The sequence below is a fragment of the Vibrio sp. SSH13-20 genome (assembly GCF_040104475.1).
Classification (GTDB): Bacteria; Pseudomonadota; Gammaproteobacteria; order Enterobacterales; family Vibrionaceae; genus Vibrio; species Vibrio harveyi.
This window is the reverse complement of sequence record NZ_JBECOU010000009.1, coordinates 137,858-153,839: the sequence shown is the minus strand read 5'-3', so window position 1 is coordinate 153,839 and position 15,982 is coordinate 137,858. Positions and strand designations below refer to the sequence as shown.

Genomic DNA, 15,982 nt, shown 5'->3' with positions numbered 1-15,982 from the left:
GGTCTCTATACGTCGCTTTACCTAGTAGGTCGTATTCTACACTCAAGCGCTGTGAGAACAGCTCAGAAGAATCACTAACCTGTGTAAGGAATCGTATTATGAAAACTGCAAAGAAACTGGTACTAGCGGCTGTTGTTCTACCTCTAACTCTAGGTACAGCGAGTGCATTCGCATTTGGCGGTAAAGACCACAAAGGTCATCGCGGTGAGTGTGGTATGGGTATGGACCGCGGTATCATGCGTCAACTAGACCTAACTGATGCACAAAAAGACCAACTAAAAGAAATGCGTGAAGCGAACAAAGCGGAAATGAAAGCAAAATTCGCGGATGGTAAAGAAGCACGTATGGCTGAGCGTCAAGCGCACCACGAAAAGGTTCAAGCACTGCTATTGGCTGATAACTTCGATGCAGCAGCGGCAAACGACCTAGCAAAAGAGATGGTTGAGAAGCAGACTGAACGTCGCGTTAAAATGCTAGAGAAGAAGCATCAAATGCTGAGCGTGCTAACACCTGAGCAAAAAACAAAATTTGTTGAGCTACAAAAAGAGCGTCAACAAAAGTGTGGCGAAAAAATGCAAAAACGCATGGAAAAGCACCACAACAGCTAATCGCTGAAAGATAACGTAAGAGAGGTAGCCAGAGTGCTGCCTCTTTTTGATCTTGGCGATTTCATACTCATTAAATCATTCTCAAGGTATACTCAAAGCACGGTTTGAGTTAACTATTTGATTATGAAACAGCAATACGCACGTTTAGTGACGATGGCAGCTTGGACGGCAACCATCGTTGCGACGCTTCTTTTGATTGTCAAAGTCATCACTTGGTGGGTGACGGGGTCAGTCAGCTTACTTGCCTCTTTAATTGACTCCATGCTGGATATCGCAGCTTCGGTGGTGAACCTCATTGTGGTGCGCTATTCCCTACAACCTGCCGACAGAGAACATACTTTTGGTCACGGTAAAGCCGAGTCGTTGGCGGCGCTGGCACAAGCGATGTTTATTTCTGGTTCTGCGGTGTTCTTGATCCTGAACGGTGTCGAGCGCTTCTTCCGCCCACATGAATTAAACGCCCCAGAGCTCGGTGTTTACGTTTCTCTATTTGCTATGGTGGTCACTTTTGGACTTGTGATGTTCCAAAAGCATGTCGTGCGTGTGACGGGCAGTCAGGCGATCGCCGCCGACTCACTGCATTACCAAACAGACCTGTATATGAATGGTGCCATTATGGTGGCATTAGGTTTGAGTTACTTTGGTGTCACGCAAGCCGATGCAGTGTTTGCGGTGGGTATTGGTATCTTTATTTTATACAGCGCATTCAAGATGGTCAGCGAAGCGATTCAGACCTTGTTGGATAGAAAACTGCCAGATGAAGAGTTGGAACAGATTCGTCAAGAGTGCTTAAAAGTGGAAGGGGTATTGGGTGTGCATCAGTTACGTACACGGATGTCTGGTCCAACGCGCTTTATCCAACTGCACTTAGAATTGGATGATAACTTACGTTTGATCGAGGCCCACCACATTGCCGATAAAGTAGAAGATAATCTACTTGAGCTGTTCCCGGAAGCGGATGTGCTGATCCATCAAGATCCATTGTCAGTGGTGTTTGGTCCAGAAAGAGACCAGAAGGCGCAAGATTGGTAACGGTCGAAAAATAGGGCTGTGCCTGACGACAAATAGGCGCTTATTGACTATCTTTCCATCACTACTTATTAAGAATCGTGATCCTGATGTGAATCAACGAAGTTGCAAAGAGAAACTGTAATACTCTTACATAAGTAGAAAAGTTACATAAAAAAGTGTGTTTTCATTGGTATTCCTGTAGAGGAAATGTAACATAACGCACAGTTCTGGATTATGCAGGTTGCTTGGTAACAAGGGGCCTAAAAGAAAATTAAATAATTGATTGCCAAAGATCGAGGGTGAGCATGATTAAGAAGATCGGTGTTTTAACAAGTGGCGGTGACGCACCTGGTATGAACGCTGCAGTACGCGGCGTAGTTCGTACAGCACTATCTGAGGGATTGGAAGTTTACGGTGTTTACGATGGCTACCTAGGTCTTTACGAAGACCGCATCGAAAGGTTAGATCGTTCTAGCGTTTCTGATGTGATCAACAAGGGTGGTACATTCCTAGGTTCTGCACGTTTCCCTGAATTCAAGGAAGTGGCAGTACGCGAACAAGCGATTGAGAACCTTAAAAAGCACGGTATCGATGCACTAGTTGTCATCGGTGGTGACGGTTCTTACATGGGTGCTAAGAAACTGACTGAGATGGGTTACCCATGTATCGGTCTACCAGGCACAATCGATAACGATATCGCAGGTACAGATTACACAATCGGTTACCTAACAGCGCTAAACACAGTTATCGACGCAATCGACCGTCTACGCGACACGTCTTCTTCTCACCAGCGTATTTCTATCGTAGAAATCATGGGTCGTCACTGTGGTGACCTAACTCTGATGTCTGCAATCGCAGGTGGCTGTGAGTACATCATTACTCCAGAAACTGGTCTAGATAAAGAGAAGCTGATTGGTAACATCCAAGACGGTATCTCTAAAGGTAAGAAGCACGCAATCATCGCGCTAACTGAGCTGATGATGGATGCAAACGAACTAGCGAAAGAGATCGAAGCGGCAACAGGTCGTGAGACTCGTGCAACGGTTCTTGGTCACATCCAACGTGGTGGTCGTCCAACTGCATTTGACCGCGTTCTAGCGTCTCGTATGGGTAACTATGCTGTTCACCTACTAATGGAAGGCCACGGTGGTCGTTGTGTTGGTATCGTGAAAGAGCAACTGGTTCACCACGACATCATCGATGCTATCGAGAACATGAAGCGTCCTGTACGCAACGACCTATACCAAGTTGCTGAAGAGCTATTCTAAGCCTGCTTGATAAAGTCAAAATCTAAAAAAACCGCGGTTATCCGCGGTTTTTTATTATCCGAAACTTGTCTAAGCTGAAGTCCGTCTGAGATTGAAACTGGCTTTATGTGGAACTAAGAGCTCGCATGCTCTGCTAATGTCATACGACGCTCGCGCAGGGCAAAGAGATACCCTAGCAAACCGCCTAGTGTGTTACCCAGAGCAATACCAATGAACAAACCTTCGATGCTATAAAGCTGGCTGCCAATCCATGCCGCTGGCAGCGTAAAGACGAACAAGCGCATAAAGCTCCATTGGAAAGCGCGCAGCGGTTTGTGCATCGCGTTATAGCCACTCACCAGCATCATCACAATACCTTGGAAACCATAGCTAAACGGCACGACTAAGAGGTAATGCCAGAGCAAGTCTTTTACTGCCGCTTCTTGGGAGAAGAGTGCTGCGAGAGGAATGCTAAGGGGCACCATCATCAAAAAGATAAAGCCTTGGAACACCACCGCAAAGCGCATGCTCAGGAACCAGCCAGCGAATGCACGAGCAGGGTTATTAGCCCCAAAGTTTTGCGCCATAAACGGGGTGAGTGCAGAAGTCAGTGACATCAACACCAAAATCAAGATCGACTCAATTCGCTGCGCAGCGCCATAAGCGGCAACCGCTGCGGTGCCATGGTGAGACAAAATCATCATCAGAATCGCACCAGATAGCGGCGTCATCGCATTCGAGAGAGCAGCGGGCGTACCGATCTTGAGCGTTTGTTGCCAATCTTGTTTGATGCACTGCCATTGTGGTGCCGCAAGCAGCTTTTCGCGTTTGATCAATACATAGAAAGAACCGCACAAAGCACCAAACCAACTGAATGCACTAGCAATCGCAGCGCCTTGAATGCCGAGCTCAGGAAAAGGACCGTAGCCAAAGATGAGTAATGGATCGAGTATGCCGTTAATCAATCCAGCGAGCATCATTATCTTCGCCGGAGTCTTGGTATCACCAGTCGCCCGAATAGCGCTATTGCCTGCCATTGGGATCACCAGCAGGGGAATTGTCAGATACCAGACTTGCATGTACTGCTTGATCAGTGGAATGGAATCTTCTTTTGCGCCAAGGAAGCTGAATAATGGCTCGATGGTAAACAAACCTAGCGTTGAAGCAATCGTAACTAGAGCAACTGCCAGTAATAAACCATGGCTAGTAAAACGTGCAGCTTGAGAAGACTCTCCTTGACCCAACAGGCGACCGATATTGGTCGACAGACCCATACCAATGCCCATAGTGATGCAGTTCACAGCAAAGGTTACTGGGAAGGTATAACTGATTGCCGCGAGCGCTTCGGTACCCAATAGCGAGATGAAAAAGGTATCGACCAAGTTAAACATCAAAATCGCGATCATGCCCATGGTCATTGGGACGGTCATTTTGCGTAAGGTGTCAGGAATGGGCGCGGTCAACAAACCATGCTTGTCTTGAGTCTGATTGTCCGGCTTATTCTTTTCCAGCATTTTTGACATCTATCTGGTGAGGGAAGGGCAAGGATACAAGAAAGCCGTTGCCTCGGCGAGTGAGCATTTCGCGCGCAAACCGTTGCTTAGCTGCCGGTTATTTTAACTAAGTCACAAAAAATTCACGTCTACCCCTTGGGATCCTTAGCTTTGCCCCTTATATAGTGATCACGTGCCCCTGCGCGGGCAATTATCAAATAAACATGGAAATTTTCAGGAGAGACGACCGATGAACATTCGTCCATTACATGACCGAGTTATCGTTGAACGTAAAGAAGTTGAATCAAAGTCAGCTGGTGGCATCGTTTTAACTGGTTCTGCTGCGGAAAAATCGACTCGCGGTGTTGTTCTAGCTGTGGGTAAAGGCCGCATCCTAGAGAACGGCACAGTGCTACCGCTGGACGTTAAAGTTGGTGATACTGTTATCTTCGCTGAAGGTTACGGTACTAAAACTGAAAAAATCGACGGTAAAGAAGTGCTAGTAATGTCTGAAAACGACATCATGGCTATTGTCGACTAATAGCAATCGTTGAGTAATTTTTTGCTCTGATTCAAAAACGAAATCGAAAACAGAATTTAGAAAGGAAATCAAAGATGGCTGCTAAAGACGTTAAATTTGGTAATGACGCACGAGTTAAAATGCTAGAAGGCGTAAACGTTCTAGCGGACGCAGTAAAAGTAACACTGGGTCCTAAAGGTCGTAACGTAGTTCTAGACAAATCTTTTGGTGCACCAACTATCACTAAAGATGGTGTATCAGTAGCGCGTGAAATTGAACTGGAAGATAAATTCCAGAACATGGGCGCACAAATGGTTAAAGAAGTTGCGTCTAAAGCAAACGACGCAGCGGGTGACGGTACAACAACAGCAACCGTACTAGCGCAAGCAATCGTAAATGAAGGTCTAAAAGCAGTTGCAGCGGGTATGAACCCAATGGACCTTAAGCGCGGTATCGACAAAGCAGTTATTGCAGCAGTTGAGCAACTAAAAGAGCTATCTGTTGAGTGTAACGACACCAAAGCAATCGCACAGGTTGGTACCATCTCTGCGAACTCTGACTCAAGCGTAGGTAACATCATTGCTGAAGCAATGGAAAAAGTTGGTCGCGACGGTGTTATCACTGTTGAAGAAGGTCAAGCACTACAAGATGAGCTAGATGTAGTTGAAGGTATGCAGTTCGACCGCGGTTACCTATCTCCTTACTTCATCAACAACCAAGAAGCAGGTTCTGTTGATCTTGAAAACCCATTCATCCTTCTGATCGATAAGAAAGTATCGAACATCCGTGAACTTCTTCCAGCACTAGAAGCAGTAGCAAAAGCATCTCGCCCACTACTTATCATCGCTGAAGACGTAGAAGGTGAAGCACTAGCAACACTTGTTGTGAACAACATGCGTGGCATCGTGAAAGTAGCAGCAGTGAAAGCGCCTGGTTTCGGTGACCGTCGTAAAGCAATGCTACAAGACATCGCTATCCTAACTGGCGGTATCGTGATTTCTGAAGAAGTTGGTCTAGAGCTAGAAAAAGTAGCACTAGAAGACCTAGGTCAGGCGAAGCGCGTTGCAATCACAAAAGAAAACACAACCATCATCGATGGCGTGGGTGAAGAAGCAATGATCCAAGGTCGTGTTGCTCAAATCCGTCAGCAAATCGAAGATGCAACTTCAGACTACGACAAAGAGAAACTACAAGAGCGCGTTGCTAAGCTAGCAGGCGGTGTTGCAGTAATCAAAGTTGGTGCAGCAACTGAAGTTGAGATGAAAGAGAAGAAAGACCGCGTAGAAGATGCACTGCATGCAACTCGCGCAGCGGTTGAAGAAGGCGTTGTTGCTGGTGGTGGTGTAGCACTAATCCGTGCAGCATCTAAGATTGTTGACCTAGAAGGTGACAACGAAGAGCAAAACGTTGGTATCCGCGTTGCACTACGCGCAATGGAAGCGCCAATCCGTCAAATCACGAAGAACGCGGGTGATGAAGAGTCAGTAGTAGCGAACAACGTGAAAGCAGGTGAAGGTTCTTACGGCTACAACGCAGCAACAGGCGAGTACGGCGACATGCTAGAGATGGGTATCCTAGACCCAACTAAAGTAACGCGTTCTGCTCTACAATTTGCAGCATCAGTTGCAGGTCTAATGATCACAACTGAAGCGATGGTTACTGACCTACCACAAAAAGAAGGCGCAGGTATGCCTGACATGGGTGGTATGGGCGGTATGGGTGGTATGGGCGGCATGATGTAATTTGCTGCTTGTCTTGTCGCTCTAACGCCTTATAGCTTAAAGACAACCGACCAAACCAAACTAGGAAGCCGAGGTGAATGCCTCGGCTTTTTTATGTTTGTGAATTGAGGCTGTTTGTGGGTGAGATTGAGTTGTAGGGAAATTCTGATTCTTCTTCGTTAGACATAGCAGAGCAAGGTGTTATTGGATTGAGCTGAGTGCTGAGAACATTGACGGAAACACTCGAAATTGAGTGGTTACTAATCATCAGAGTTTAGGAAAAAAGCGGATAAATAATGCGTGTGAATTATTGGGTTAAATATTCACTCAGTTAAATATGACTTAGCGCTAACATTCATTAACTAAAAATAGCGCAAACTCTGAACACTACACTATGTTGTAAAAGACAAATCCCCATGGAGATGAAAATGAAAAAGCTAATGACGTCACTGGCTGTTGCAGCCGTTATCGCTTCACCTGTTGCTCTTGCTGACAGCTCACCAGTTATGTTCTCTACAATCGACAACACGAACGCGCCTTCTAACTCCTCAGTTGGTGGTGTGCGTCTTGCTGTTCTTCACGGTCAGGTGAACGAAGTGAAAGGTGTCGATTTCTCTCTACTTGGTATGTCTGAAACAGATCGTACAACCGGTGTGAACTTCGGTCTTTTCTTTGGTGCATCAAAAGTAAATCAAGAAATGACAGGTGCTTCTCTGGGTCTATTTAACTGGAACCAAGGTCAGACGAACGGTGTTAACTTGGGTGCAGTGAACGTAACAAACAATGTGAAAGGTTTGAACTGGAGTGCGGTGAACTACTCTGAAGGTTACACAATGGCAGACATTGGTCTGGCAAGTATCTCTAAAAAATCTAACTTCCAGCTTGGTGTCTTCAACATGACTGATCAAATCGATGGTGTTCAAATTGGTCTTCTAAACTGTGCGGACAACGGTTTCTTCAAGTGTTTCCCTATCGTGAACTTTGCGAAATAAGTTCCGCGACCTTCCACGATAAATGCCAGATACAAAAAGACCCCGGCGAGACGTCGGGGTCTTTTTTATTGAATGGATTATTTGATCAAACGTGTAGATGTTTTTCGCTGCTGCATTTTCTGGTGCACACCGCGGCGCAAAGCTTTGACGCGGTTTTCTGCCCGGTCTACACCGAGCAAAACGGTCAATGCCAACACGGTAATAATGATCGACTGCGATAAGTAACCTAAGCCAATCATCAAGCCCAAGCCTGCCAATACCCAAATTACTGCTGCTGAAGTCACACCGTGGATTTTGCCGTCTTGAGTCATCATCACACCTGCACCTAAAAAGCCAACACCAGTAATGATCTGCCCAAGAACACGAGCTTGGTCTAACGTGTTTGGTGAAAGTGAAACCGCCATTGACATAAATAGGTAAGTACCTGATATGACGAGAATTGCAGTACGAATACCAACGGGTTTACCTCGAGTTTGACGCTCAATGCCAATCATCAAACCATTGATTGCGCAGCAAAGTAATGCCGCCCAACTGAATGGGCCAAGATCGAAATAGTGTTCAAAAGTTGCTTGCATCTTAACCTCCAAATTTGCGGAGTATGCATAGATAAGACCGCCTGAGCGAACAAAAGCTTTTACTCGTAACGACAATCTTTATACGGCAAGCAACTTACTCTAGATGTAGATCCAGTGGTGTTTTACTTGGTCGACCCCCAATTTCACGGGTCAATTTAGGCACTAAATATCCAGACACTCGCGTGATTACGCCACGCATGAGCTCTTTCGCTTCTTCATCGGAAACAAAGTAGTGTGCCGCGCCTTGGACTTTATCTAAAACGTGCAAGTAGTAAGGCAAAATGCCAGCATCAAATAACGCTTCGTTCAGTGCAACTTGTGCTTCAACGCTGTTGTTAACGTCTTTCAGCAGTACCCCCTGGTTTAGCAAGGTAACGCCAGCCTGCTTCAACTTCGCCATTTGAGCGGCAAACTCAGCGTTGATTTCGTTGGCGTGGTTGATATGAGTTACCAAGATGATTTGCAGACGAGAAGCGCGAAGTAGGTGACATAGCTCATCAGTAATACGAGCAGGAATCACGACAGGCAAACGGCTGTGAATACGCAGGCGTTTGATATGTGGAATTTGTGCGATGTGCTCCAATAGCCAGTGGATCTCATCGTCTTTTGCCATCAAAGGATCGCCACCAGAGAAGATCACTTCGTTTAGCTCAGGTTGTTGTGCCATGTACTCAAGGCACTTAGTCCATGCTTGCTTGCCGCTTTTGTTTTCTTGATAAGGGAAGTGGCGGCGGAAGCAGTAACGGCAATTCACCGCGCAGCCGCCTTTCACAATCATCAAGGCGCGGTTGCGATACTTGTGCAGCAATCCCGGAATGTCATTGTCTTGCTCTTCTAGCGGATCATTGGAATAGCCTTCATGGACCTCAAATTCTTCGTTCAAAGGTAATACTTGGCGTAAAAGTGGATCGTAAGGATTGCCTTTTTCCATCCTATCGACAAAACTTTGCGGTACACGCTGTGCAAACAGCTTGCGCGCAGCAAACCCGTCCAGCCATGGCGATGGATCAATTTCCAACATTTCCAGCAATTTTGCAGGATCAGAGATCCCATTCGCTAACTGTTTGAGCCAGTTTTGCTCAACAGATTCGACTTTTCGGGTTATTATGTGCGGCATTGAATTTAGCTCTAAGAATGTAAGAGGAAAAAATGGCTACAGTTAGCACCAATGAATTTAAAGGCGGCCTTAAGTTAATGCTTGATAACGAGCCTTGTGTAATTCTGGAAAACGAATACGTTAAACCAGGTAAAGGCCAAGCGTTCAACCGCGTTAAAATTCGTAAACTTCTTTCTGGTAAAGTGCTAGAGAAAACATTCAAGTCTGGTGACACTTGTGAAGTGGCAGACGTAATGGATATCGACCTAGATTATCTATATTCAGACGGCGAATTCTACCACTTTATGAACAACGAAACTTTCGAGCAGATCGCTGCAGACGCGAAAGCAGTTGGCGACAACGCTAAGTGGTTGGTAGAAAACAACACTTGTATGATCACGCTTTGGAACGGTAACCCAATTACTGTTACTCCACCAAACTTCGTTGAGCTAGAAGTTACAGATACAGATCCAGGTCTGAAAGGTGATACTCAAGGCACAGGTGGTAAACCAGCTACGCTATCAACTGGCGCTGTTGTACGTGTTCCACTATTCATCGCAATCGGTGAAGTGATCAAAGTTGACACTCGTACTGCTGAATACGTAGGTCGTGTGAAGTAATTCACTCAAACGTATTTGATGAAAAAGGTCGCTTCGGCGGCCTTTTTTATTGTCTGCAATTCCCCTCCCTTTAATGCTTCTGTGCAAAACATCGATATCCTCCGCAAATTTTTAATGATTTTGTATTATTCGTAAAAATCTTATTTATTTCATGAATCTTTCGATTATTTCTTAATGTCACAATTTGATACATTAGTCCTCGTTGTCAGCGAGTTGTATAGCAATTTGATTTTTATCGATTTAACTCAATGACAACCTAAAAAGGAGAACAAAATGGAAAGCAGAGGCTTAGGACGAGGTTTAAAAGTGGAAGAGAGACGTCAGTTACTACATAAAGGATTGAAAGCAGCCGTATTTGGTATCCCGCTGCTGGCCATAGGCTTAACGATTAACAGCTCAGTGCTAATGACCGATGCGGGTTACAGCTATGTGCATCAGAACAACATCACCGGTGAATTGGATGTATTCACGGAGCCGGGCATTCATTTTCGTATGCCGTTCCTGTCTAAGATCACCAAGTATGACCAAGTGATCACCGTGTCATTTGGTAACAGCAAGGGTGAGGATTTTTATCAACGCCTTGATGCGGTGCAGGTTCGCTTTGCCGATACCTACATTGGTCAAATTCCGGTGACATTCCGCTTTAAGCTCAGCAATGATCCTGAAGCGGTTAAGAAGATGCACAAAGAGTTCCGCAACAACAGCAACCTTATCGATGCTCTGTTGGTGAAGAACGCACGTAACGTGACAGTGATTACCGCGACCCAGTACACGGGGGAAGAGTTCTTCCAAGGTGGTTTGAACCAGTTCAAATCCAAATTGGGTGATCAACTGCGTGAAGGCATTTATCTGACTGAGCGTCGTCAGGTAGAAGTGGAAGAGCTAGACCTTGCTCCAGTAGGTGCTAACCAATCGAATGCGAACCAACTGCAACGTACTAACCAATTGGTGTGGAAGACGGTTCCGGTTGTGGATGGAACAGGGCAACCAATCCGACAGGATAACCCGCTACAGCAATACGGTATTCAAGTGACGCAGGTGACCATCGGTGACCCGCAGCCAGAGAAACAGCTTGATCAGTTGTTGGCAGATAAGAAGCGTCTAGTTGCCGACCGTATTCGTGCGATTCAGGAGCAAGAGACCTCCAAAGCACAAGCAGAGACTGAGCAGTTACGTAAAGAGATTCAACGTACTCGTGAAGTACAAGATGCTCAGCGTAGCAAAGAGCTCGCGATCATCGCACAGCAAAAAGAAGTCGAAGTTGCGCGTCAAATTGCGGAGCGTGAAATTGTTGAAGTAGAGAAAACTAAGCGACTGGCTGAGGTGGAGAAAGAGAAAGAGCTAGCAGTAGCGGAAGCTAACCTAGCGATTCAAAAAGCCAATGCTTTGTCTGCGGAATTTGAAGCAAAAGCGATTCTTGAAAAAGGTCGTGCAGAAGCGGAAGTCTTGAAAGCGAAGTATGCGGCATTGGGCGCAAACAGAGAAGTGTACTTGGCCGAGTTGAATCGAGACGTGGCGAACTCGCTGTACAACAACCTACAAAACTTCCAAGTGCAGATGCCACAAAACTACATTGGTGGTGGTGAAGAAACAGGTCTGAAAACCAACCTTGATGTGATTACTGGCTTTGGCGCGTTGGGCTTAATGGACCAAACTAAGAAGGTCACACAGCAATAAGATCATGGGTGGTCAAAAGCTCAAAAAGCAAAAAGATCATAGGTGACTAAAAGCTCTGATAACTGTACAAATCAGAGTAATGCAGAGGCTGATACGAGTTATCAGCCTCTCTTTTTTGTTGGTGAAATACGGCTGAATATTTGCACTTTATCTCAATATCACATTGATTTTATGAAGATAAAAAGTCGAGAGTGAAATTTGTGACTATAGTGAATCAACACCCAACAAGCGCAAGGAAGCACTATGTCTACTCAAGAGCAACACCATCCACTCAATGATTATGTGGAATACCCTCCGCAGGAAATGGCAGCAAGAGCTGTACATAATCTTGAGCAACTTCAGCGCCGTCATTCCATTCGAAGTTTCTCTGATCGCCCAGTGGCGAAAGAAGTGATTGAGCACTGTATTCGAGCTGCAGGTACGGCACCTAGTGGGGCAAACCATCAACCTTGGCATTTCGTTGCGATTAACAGTGCGGAAGTGAAAGGGCAGATCCGCCAAGCCGCTGAAGAATTAGAACGTTCTTTCTATGAAGGTCGAGCTGGGCAAGAATGGTTAGATGCACTGAAACCACTCGGCACGAATGCCAGTAAGCCGTATTTGGAAAAAGCGCCGTGGCTGATCGCTGTGTTTTCGCAAAAGAAAGGTGGCATGAGCAATGATGGGGAACAAACCAATTATTACGTACACGAGTCAGTAGGGATTGCCACAGGCTTTTTGCTTCAAGCATTGCATAACGCCGGTTTGGGTACGTTGACTCACACGCCAAAGCCGATGAGTTTCTTGAGTAAGATTTGTGGGCGAGACAACGATGTTGACCGTCCGTATATGTTAATTGTGACCGGTTATCCGGAAGAAGATGCGACTATTCCAGAACATGCAATGCACAAAAAGTCACTGGATGAAATCGCGACCTTTATTGAATAGTGTCTGAAACGAATAGCGCTGACGATAAACCAAATAACAGGCAATAAAAAAGCTGGCGAGGTGCCAGCTTTTTTCATTTTCCGTCAGCGTCTTAAATCATGAAGATAAAGACAACAGCCAGTGCAGAGATAAGACCTGCAAATGCGTAACATGCGATCTTACCTACCACCCCTGTGTGGAATTTAAGGTCGTGCATGCCGTGGTGTACACGGTGCATTGCATGCCACATTGGCAGTGCTAGCGTACCGATGATGAACAGTGCACCAATGATGCTGGTTGCGAATTCAGATACGCGCTCGTAGCTCATTGCTTCTGCATCAATCACACCTAGTGGAACTAGGATGCCGAGTACGAGTACCGTGATTGGCGTGATCATTGCGAACCAAGTACCACCGGCACCAAATAGACTCCACCAGATTGGCTCATCAGAACGTTTCGGTGCTGTATTAACACTATAATTTGGTTTCATTACTCAAGCTCCTTACATCACGATGAGAGCGATCAGTGAGATGAACGCAACTGCTGCCCACTGAGTCAGAACGATGATTTTCTTATCCACTGGTTTGCCTTTCAGACGAATTGGCATAACCTGTGGCATCATGCTGAAGAAAGTTTGTGCGTGGAACAGGCTACCTAGTAGTGCAACGATGTTGATCGCTACCACGATAGGGTTTGCCATGAACTCCAACCAACCTTGCCAAGCTTCAGGACCTTTCACTAGAGAACCTAGACCGAAAGTCAGGAAGATAGTGAACAGGATCAGAGGAAGCACAGTTGCTTCACGTAGCATGTAGAAGCGGTAGAAAGGATGGTTCTTCCACCAAGTGCGTTTTACTTCACGAACGTAAGGTTTACGGTTGCTCATCCTTATGCCTCCACTTTTTTCGGTGAACCATCAGGTTTCAACATAGCAATTACGAAGTCCATAGAAGACTCTACTTTGCCTTGGTTTACTGCCGCTGCAGGATCTACGCTCTTCGGACAAACTTCAGAACAGTAACCTACGAACGTACAACCCCAAGCGCCGTTTTCACCGTTGATCAGCTTCATGCGCTCATCTTTACCGTTGTCACGGCTGTCTAGGTTGTAACGGTGTGCCAGAGTTAGAGCAGCAGGACCGATGAACTCAGGGTTCAAACCAAACTGAGGACATGCTGCGTAGCACAGACCACAGTTGATACAGCCAGCAAACTGCTTGTATTTCGCCATTTGCTCAGGCGTTTGCAGGTTTGTGCCGTCTTCTGGTTTGCGGTCGTTACCAATGATGTAAGGTTTGATAGCTTCTAAGCGCTCGATGAACGGCGTCATGTCCACGATCAAGTCTTTCTCGATTGGGAAATTTGCTAGTGGCTCGATAGTCACGCCATTCGGGTAATCACGTAGGAAGCTCTTACAAGCTAGCTTAGGCACGTTGTTTACCATGATGCCGCAAGAACCACAGATCGCCATTCGACAAGACCAGCGGTAAGATAGATCTTTGTCTAGGTGATCTTTGATGTAACCAAGTGCATCAAGCACAGACATGGTTTCATCAAAAGGTACTTCGAACGTTTGAGTATATGGTTCTGCGTCCTTCTCTGGGTCGTAACGCAGAATGTCGACTTTTTGAATGCGGTTTGATGACATTATGCTTGCTCCTCTGCCTTCTTCGCTTCTGCTTCAGCGGCTTTTTCAGCTGCTGCTGCTTTTTCTGCGGCTTCACCGTATAGACGCGCTTTAGGCTGTGACTTAGTAATCGTCACGTTGCTGTAGTCGATACTTGGTGCTGCATCTTCTTTGAAGAAAGCAAGCGAGTGTTTCAGGAAGTTCACGTCATCACGCTCTGTACAACCATCGTCTAGACGTTGGTGCGCACCACGAGATTCTTTACGCAGGATTGCAGAGTGAACCATCGCTTCTGCGACTTCTAGACCGTAGCCCACTTCAATAGCGTAAAGAAGGTCAGTGTTGAACACTTTGCCTTTGTCTTTGATGCTGATTTTCTTGTAACGCTCTTTCAGCTCAGTGATTTTCTCGATGGTTGCTTGCATCAAGTCTTCTTGGCGGTAGATACCACAACCTGCTTCCATGGTGTGACCCATTTCAGTACGGATATCTGCCCAGTTTTCATCACCTTCTTGGTTCATTAGAGCGGCAATGCGGTCTTCAACTGCTTTCACCTGAGTCGCGATAGACTCTTCGTTCCAGCCTTTGAATTCTGCAGCACGTTTCACCGCTTGTTCACCCGCAACGCGACCAAATACCACGAACTCAGCTAGCGAGTTAGAACCTAGACGGTTTGCGCCGTGAAGACCAACAGACGCACATTCGCCAACCGCGAATAGACCTTTAATGCGAGTTTCACATTCGCCGTTGGTTTCAATACCACCCATGGTGTAGTGAACCGTTGGACGAATTGGAATTGGCTCTTTTGCTGGGTCAACGTTCACGTAAGCTTTCGCTAGCTCACAAATGAATGGTAGACGCTCTTGTAGATACTCTTCACCTAGGTGGCGAAGGTCTAGGTGCACCACATCACCAAGAGGGTGTTTGATGGTGTTGCCTTTCTGTTGTTCGTGCCAGAAAGCTTGAGAAACTTTGTCACGAGGACCCAGTTCCATATATTTGTTCTTAGGTTGACCCACTGGAGTCTCAGGACCCATACCGTAGTCTTGTAGGTAACGGTAGCCGTCTTTGTTGACGATGATACCGCCTTCACCACGACAACCTTCAGTCATCAGGATACCAGTGCCAGGAAGACCTGTTGGGTGGTACTGAACGAATTCCATATCACGTAGAGGAACGCCGTGACGGTAAGCCATCGCCATGCCATCGCCCGTTACGATACCGCCGTTGGTGTTACAGTGGTAAACGCGACCTGCGCCACCCGTTGCTAGTACGACAGACTTCGCCTTAATCGTAACCAGTTCACCTTCAGACATGTGGATTGCAATCAGACCTTGTACTTCACCTTCATCAACAAGCAAGTCGACAACAAAGTACTCATCAAAGCGCTTGATGTTGTCGTACTTCATCGACGTCTGGAATAGCGTGTGAAGCATGTGGAAGCCAGTTTTATCTGCAGCGAACCAAGTACGTTCAACCTTCATACCACCAAAGCGGCGTACGTTGACTTCACCGTTCTCTTTACGACTCCATGGGCAACCCCATTGCTCCATTTGGATCATTTCGCGAGTCGCGTTCTCTACAAAGTATTCAACAACGTCCTGTTCACATAGCCAGTCACCACCGCCAACAGTGTCGTTGAAGTGGTTGTCTAAGCTATCTTCATCCTTGATAACTGCTGCTGAGCCACCTTCTGCAGCAACCGTGTGGGAGCGCATTGGGTAAACTTTAGAAATAAGTGCTACTTCTAAGTCCGGGTTTGCTTCAGCCGCTGCAATAGCAGTACGAAGACCAGCGCCGCCTGCGCCGATGACTGCGATATCTGTGGTGATAATTTGCACAGTTATCCTCCAGTGTGTGATTGCGGAAATCCGCTTGTTATTGTGAGTG

Annotated in this window: 16 protein-coding genes; 9 read left to right on the top strand and 7 right to left on the bottom strand. The window is 46.3% G+C overall.

Annotated elements, in window-relative coordinates:
* Positions 1-98: 98 nt before the first annotated feature.
* The 3 genes from ABMY42_RS23045 (at position 99) to pfkA (ending at position 2,887) form a co-directional block, all read left to right on the top strand.
* On the top strand, positions 99-608 hold the full coding sequence (locus tag ABMY42_RS23045) for a CpxP family protein (protein WP_047517347.1): 510 nt from the start codon (positions 99-101) through the stop codon (positions 606-608).
* Positions 609-731: 123 nt separating this feature from the next.
* The gene (gene fieF, locus ABMY42_RS23040; protein ID WP_005448287.1) at positions 732-1,640 is read left to right on the top strand and encodes a CDF family cation-efflux transporter FieF; all 909 of its coding nucleotides are present in this window, start codon (positions 732-734) and stop codon (positions 1,638-1,640) included.
* A 284-nt stretch (positions 1,641-1,924) separates the two neighbouring features.
* Positions 1,925-2,887 (top strand): 6-phosphofructokinase, encoded by a 963-nt coding sequence (gene pfkA, locus ABMY42_RS23035; protein WP_005448288.1) that lies wholly within the window; start codon positions 1,925-1,927, stop codon positions 2,885-2,887.
* Between the two features lie 113 nt (positions 2,888-3,000).
* Here pfkA and ABMY42_RS23030 read toward each other — a convergent pair whose 3' ends face one another.
* Positions 3,001-4,380 (bottom strand): MATE family efflux transporter, encoded by a 1,380-nt coding sequence (locus tag ABMY42_RS23030; RefSeq protein ID WP_009698896.1) that lies wholly within the window; start codon positions 4,378-4,380, stop codon positions 3,001-3,003.
* Between the two features lie 229 nt (positions 4,381-4,609).
* Here ABMY42_RS23030 and ABMY42_RS23025 point away from each other — a divergent pair, with 229 nt between their 5' ends.
* From ABMY42_RS23025 to ABMY42_RS23015, 3 genes are all read left to right on the top strand, one after another.
* Positions 4,610-4,900 carry a co-chaperone GroES gene (locus ABMY42_RS23025; protein WP_005448290.1) on the top strand — a complete coding sequence of 97 codons (291 nt, stop codon included), beginning with the start codon at positions 4,610-4,612 and terminating at the stop codon, positions 4,898-4,900.
* A gap of 74 nt (positions 4,901-4,974) precedes the next feature.
* Positions 4,975-6,621 (top strand): chaperonin GroEL, encoded by a 1,647-nt coding sequence (groL, locus tag ABMY42_RS23020; protein WP_009698895.1) that lies wholly within the window; start codon positions 4,975-4,977, stop codon positions 6,619-6,621.
* 407 nt (positions 6,622-7,028) lie between these two features.
* Positions 7,029-7,592 (top strand): hypothetical protein, encoded by a 564-nt coding sequence (locus ABMY42_RS23015; protein ID WP_005448292.1) that lies wholly within the window; start codon positions 7,029-7,031, stop codon positions 7,590-7,592.
* Positions 7,593-7,669: 77 nt separating this feature from the next.
* Here the strand turns inward: ABMY42_RS23015 and ABMY42_RS23010 are convergent, their stop codons facing one another.
* Both ABMY42_RS23010 and epmB read right to left on the bottom strand, forming a co-directional pair.
* The gene (locus ABMY42_RS23010) at positions 7,670-8,167 is read right to left on the bottom strand and encodes an MgtC/SapB family protein (RefSeq protein ID WP_005425045.1); all 498 of its coding nucleotides are present in this window, start codon (positions 8,165-8,167) and stop codon (positions 7,670-7,672) included.
* A gap of 94 nt (positions 8,168-8,261) precedes the next feature.
* Complete coding sequence (epmB, locus tag ABMY42_RS23005) at positions 8,262-9,284, bottom strand: EF-P beta-lysylation protein EpmB (protein WP_069687534.1); 1,023 nt, start codon at positions 9,282-9,284, stop codon at positions 8,262-8,264.
* A gap of 32 nt (positions 9,285-9,316) precedes the next feature.
* Between epmB and efp the strand changes: the two genes are divergently transcribed.
* The 3 genes from efp to ABMY42_RS22990 all read left to right on the top strand — a co-directional run bounded on the left by efp (position 9,317) and on the right by ABMY42_RS22990 (position 12,487).
* The gene (gene efp / locus ABMY42_RS23000) at positions 9,317-9,883 is read left to right on the top strand and encodes an elongation factor P (protein WP_005425036.1); all 567 of its coding nucleotides are present in this window, start codon (positions 9,317-9,319) and stop codon (positions 9,881-9,883) included.
* Between the two features lie 273 nt (positions 9,884-10,156).
* A complete protein-coding gene (locus tag ABMY42_RS22995; RefSeq protein WP_005425046.1) occupies positions 10,157-11,560 on the top strand; it encodes an SPFH domain-containing protein in 1,404 nt (467 codons plus the stop codon).
* A gap of 243 nt (positions 11,561-11,803) precedes the next feature.
* Positions 11,804-12,487 carry a nitroreductase family protein gene (locus tag ABMY42_RS22990; RefSeq protein WP_017190949.1) on the top strand — a complete coding sequence of 228 codons (684 nt, stop codon included), beginning with the start codon at positions 11,804-11,806 and terminating at the stop codon, positions 12,485-12,487.
* Between the two features lie 91 nt (positions 12,488-12,578).
* On the opposite strand, the gene frdD is transcribed toward ABMY42_RS22990, so the two are convergent.
* Genes frdD through frdA form a run of 4 tightly spaced genes read right to left on the bottom strand, consistent with a single transcriptional unit; the run spans position 12,579 to position 15,933 of the window.
* Positions 12,579-12,956, bottom strand: coding sequence for a fumarate reductase subunit FrdD (gene frdD, locus ABMY42_RS22985; RefSeq protein ID WP_069687533.1), 378 nt, complete (start codon positions 12,954-12,956; stop codon positions 12,579-12,581).
* 12 nt (positions 12,957-12,968) lie between these two features.
* A complete protein-coding gene (frdC, locus tag ABMY42_RS22980; RefSeq protein ID WP_349266832.1) occupies positions 12,969-13,352 on the bottom strand; it encodes a fumarate reductase subunit FrdC in 384 nt (127 codons plus the stop codon).
* 2 nt (positions 13,353-13,354) lie between these two features.
* On the bottom strand, positions 13,355-14,113 hold the full coding sequence (locus ABMY42_RS22975) for a succinate dehydrogenase/fumarate reductase iron-sulfur subunit (protein ID WP_005425032.1): 759 nt from the start codon (positions 14,111-14,113) through the stop codon (positions 13,355-13,357).
* Positions 14,113-15,933: a fumarate reductase (quinol) flavoprotein subunit gene (gene frdA / locus ABMY42_RS22970; protein ID WP_005448312.1), complete on the bottom strand. Its 1,821-nt coding sequence runs from the start codon at positions 15,931-15,933 to the stop codon at positions 14,113-14,115. The genes ABMY42_RS22975 and frdA overlap by 1 nt, the downstream gene beginning before the upstream one ends.
* Positions 15,934-15,982: the final 49 nt, after the last annotated feature.

What these genes read in the sequence shown, in the direction of transcription:
- ABMY42_RS22990 (WP_017190949.1), top strand. Translation starts at nt 11,804, where the DNA reads ATGTCTACTCAAGAGCAACACCATCCACTCAATGATTATGTGGAATAC.
- ABMY42_RS23045 (WP_047517347.1), top strand. Translation starts at nt 99, where the DNA reads ATGAAAACTGCAAAGAAACTGGTACTAGCGGCTGTTGTTCTACCTCTA.
- frdD (WP_069687533.1), bottom strand. Translation starts at nt 12,956, where the DNA reads ATGAAACCAAATTATAGTGTTAATACAGCACCGAAACGTTCTGATGAG.
- ABMY42_RS22975 (WP_005425032.1), bottom strand. Translation starts at nt 14,113, where the DNA reads ATGTCATCAAACCGCATTCAAAAAGTCGACATTCTGCGTTACGACCCA.
- ABMY42_RS23015 (WP_005448292.1), top strand. Translation starts at nt 7,029, where the DNA reads ATGAAAAAGCTAATGACGTCACTGGCTGTTGCAGCCGTTATCGCTTCA.
- frdC (WP_349266832.1), bottom strand. Translation starts at nt 13,352, where the DNA reads ATGAGCAACCGTAAACCTTACGTTCGTGAAGTAAAACGCACTTGGTGG.
- ABMY42_RS23030 (WP_009698896.1), bottom strand. Translation starts at nt 4,380, where the DNA reads ATGCTGGAAAAGAATAAGCCGGACAATCAGACTCAAGACAAGCATGGT.
- ABMY42_RS23025 (WP_005448290.1), top strand. Translation starts at nt 4,610, where the DNA reads ATGAACATTCGTCCATTACATGACCGAGTTATCGTTGAACGTAAAGAA.
- epmB (WP_069687534.1), bottom strand. Translation starts at nt 9,284, where the DNA reads ATGCCGCACATAATAACCCGAAAAGTCGAATCTGTTGAGCAAAACTGG.
- pfkA (WP_005448288.1), top strand. Translation starts at nt 1,925, where the DNA reads ATGATTAAGAAGATCGGTGTTTTAACAAGTGGCGGTGACGCACCTGGT.
- efp (WP_005425036.1), top strand. Translation starts at nt 9,317, where the DNA reads ATGGCTACAGTTAGCACCAATGAATTTAAAGGCGGCCTTAAGTTAATG.
- groL (WP_009698895.1), top strand. Translation starts at nt 4,975, where the DNA reads ATGGCTGCTAAAGACGTTAAATTTGGTAATGACGCACGAGTTAAAATG.
- fieF (WP_005448287.1), top strand. Translation starts at nt 732, where the DNA reads ATGAAACAGCAATACGCACGTTTAGTGACGATGGCAGCTTGGACGGCA.
- ABMY42_RS22995 (WP_005425046.1), top strand. Translation starts at nt 10,157, where the DNA reads ATGGAAAGCAGAGGCTTAGGACGAGGTTTAAAAGTGGAAGAGAGACGT.
- ABMY42_RS23010 (WP_005425045.1), bottom strand. Translation starts at nt 8,167, where the DNA reads ATGCAAGCAACTTTTGAACACTATTTCGATCTTGGCCCATTCAGTTGG.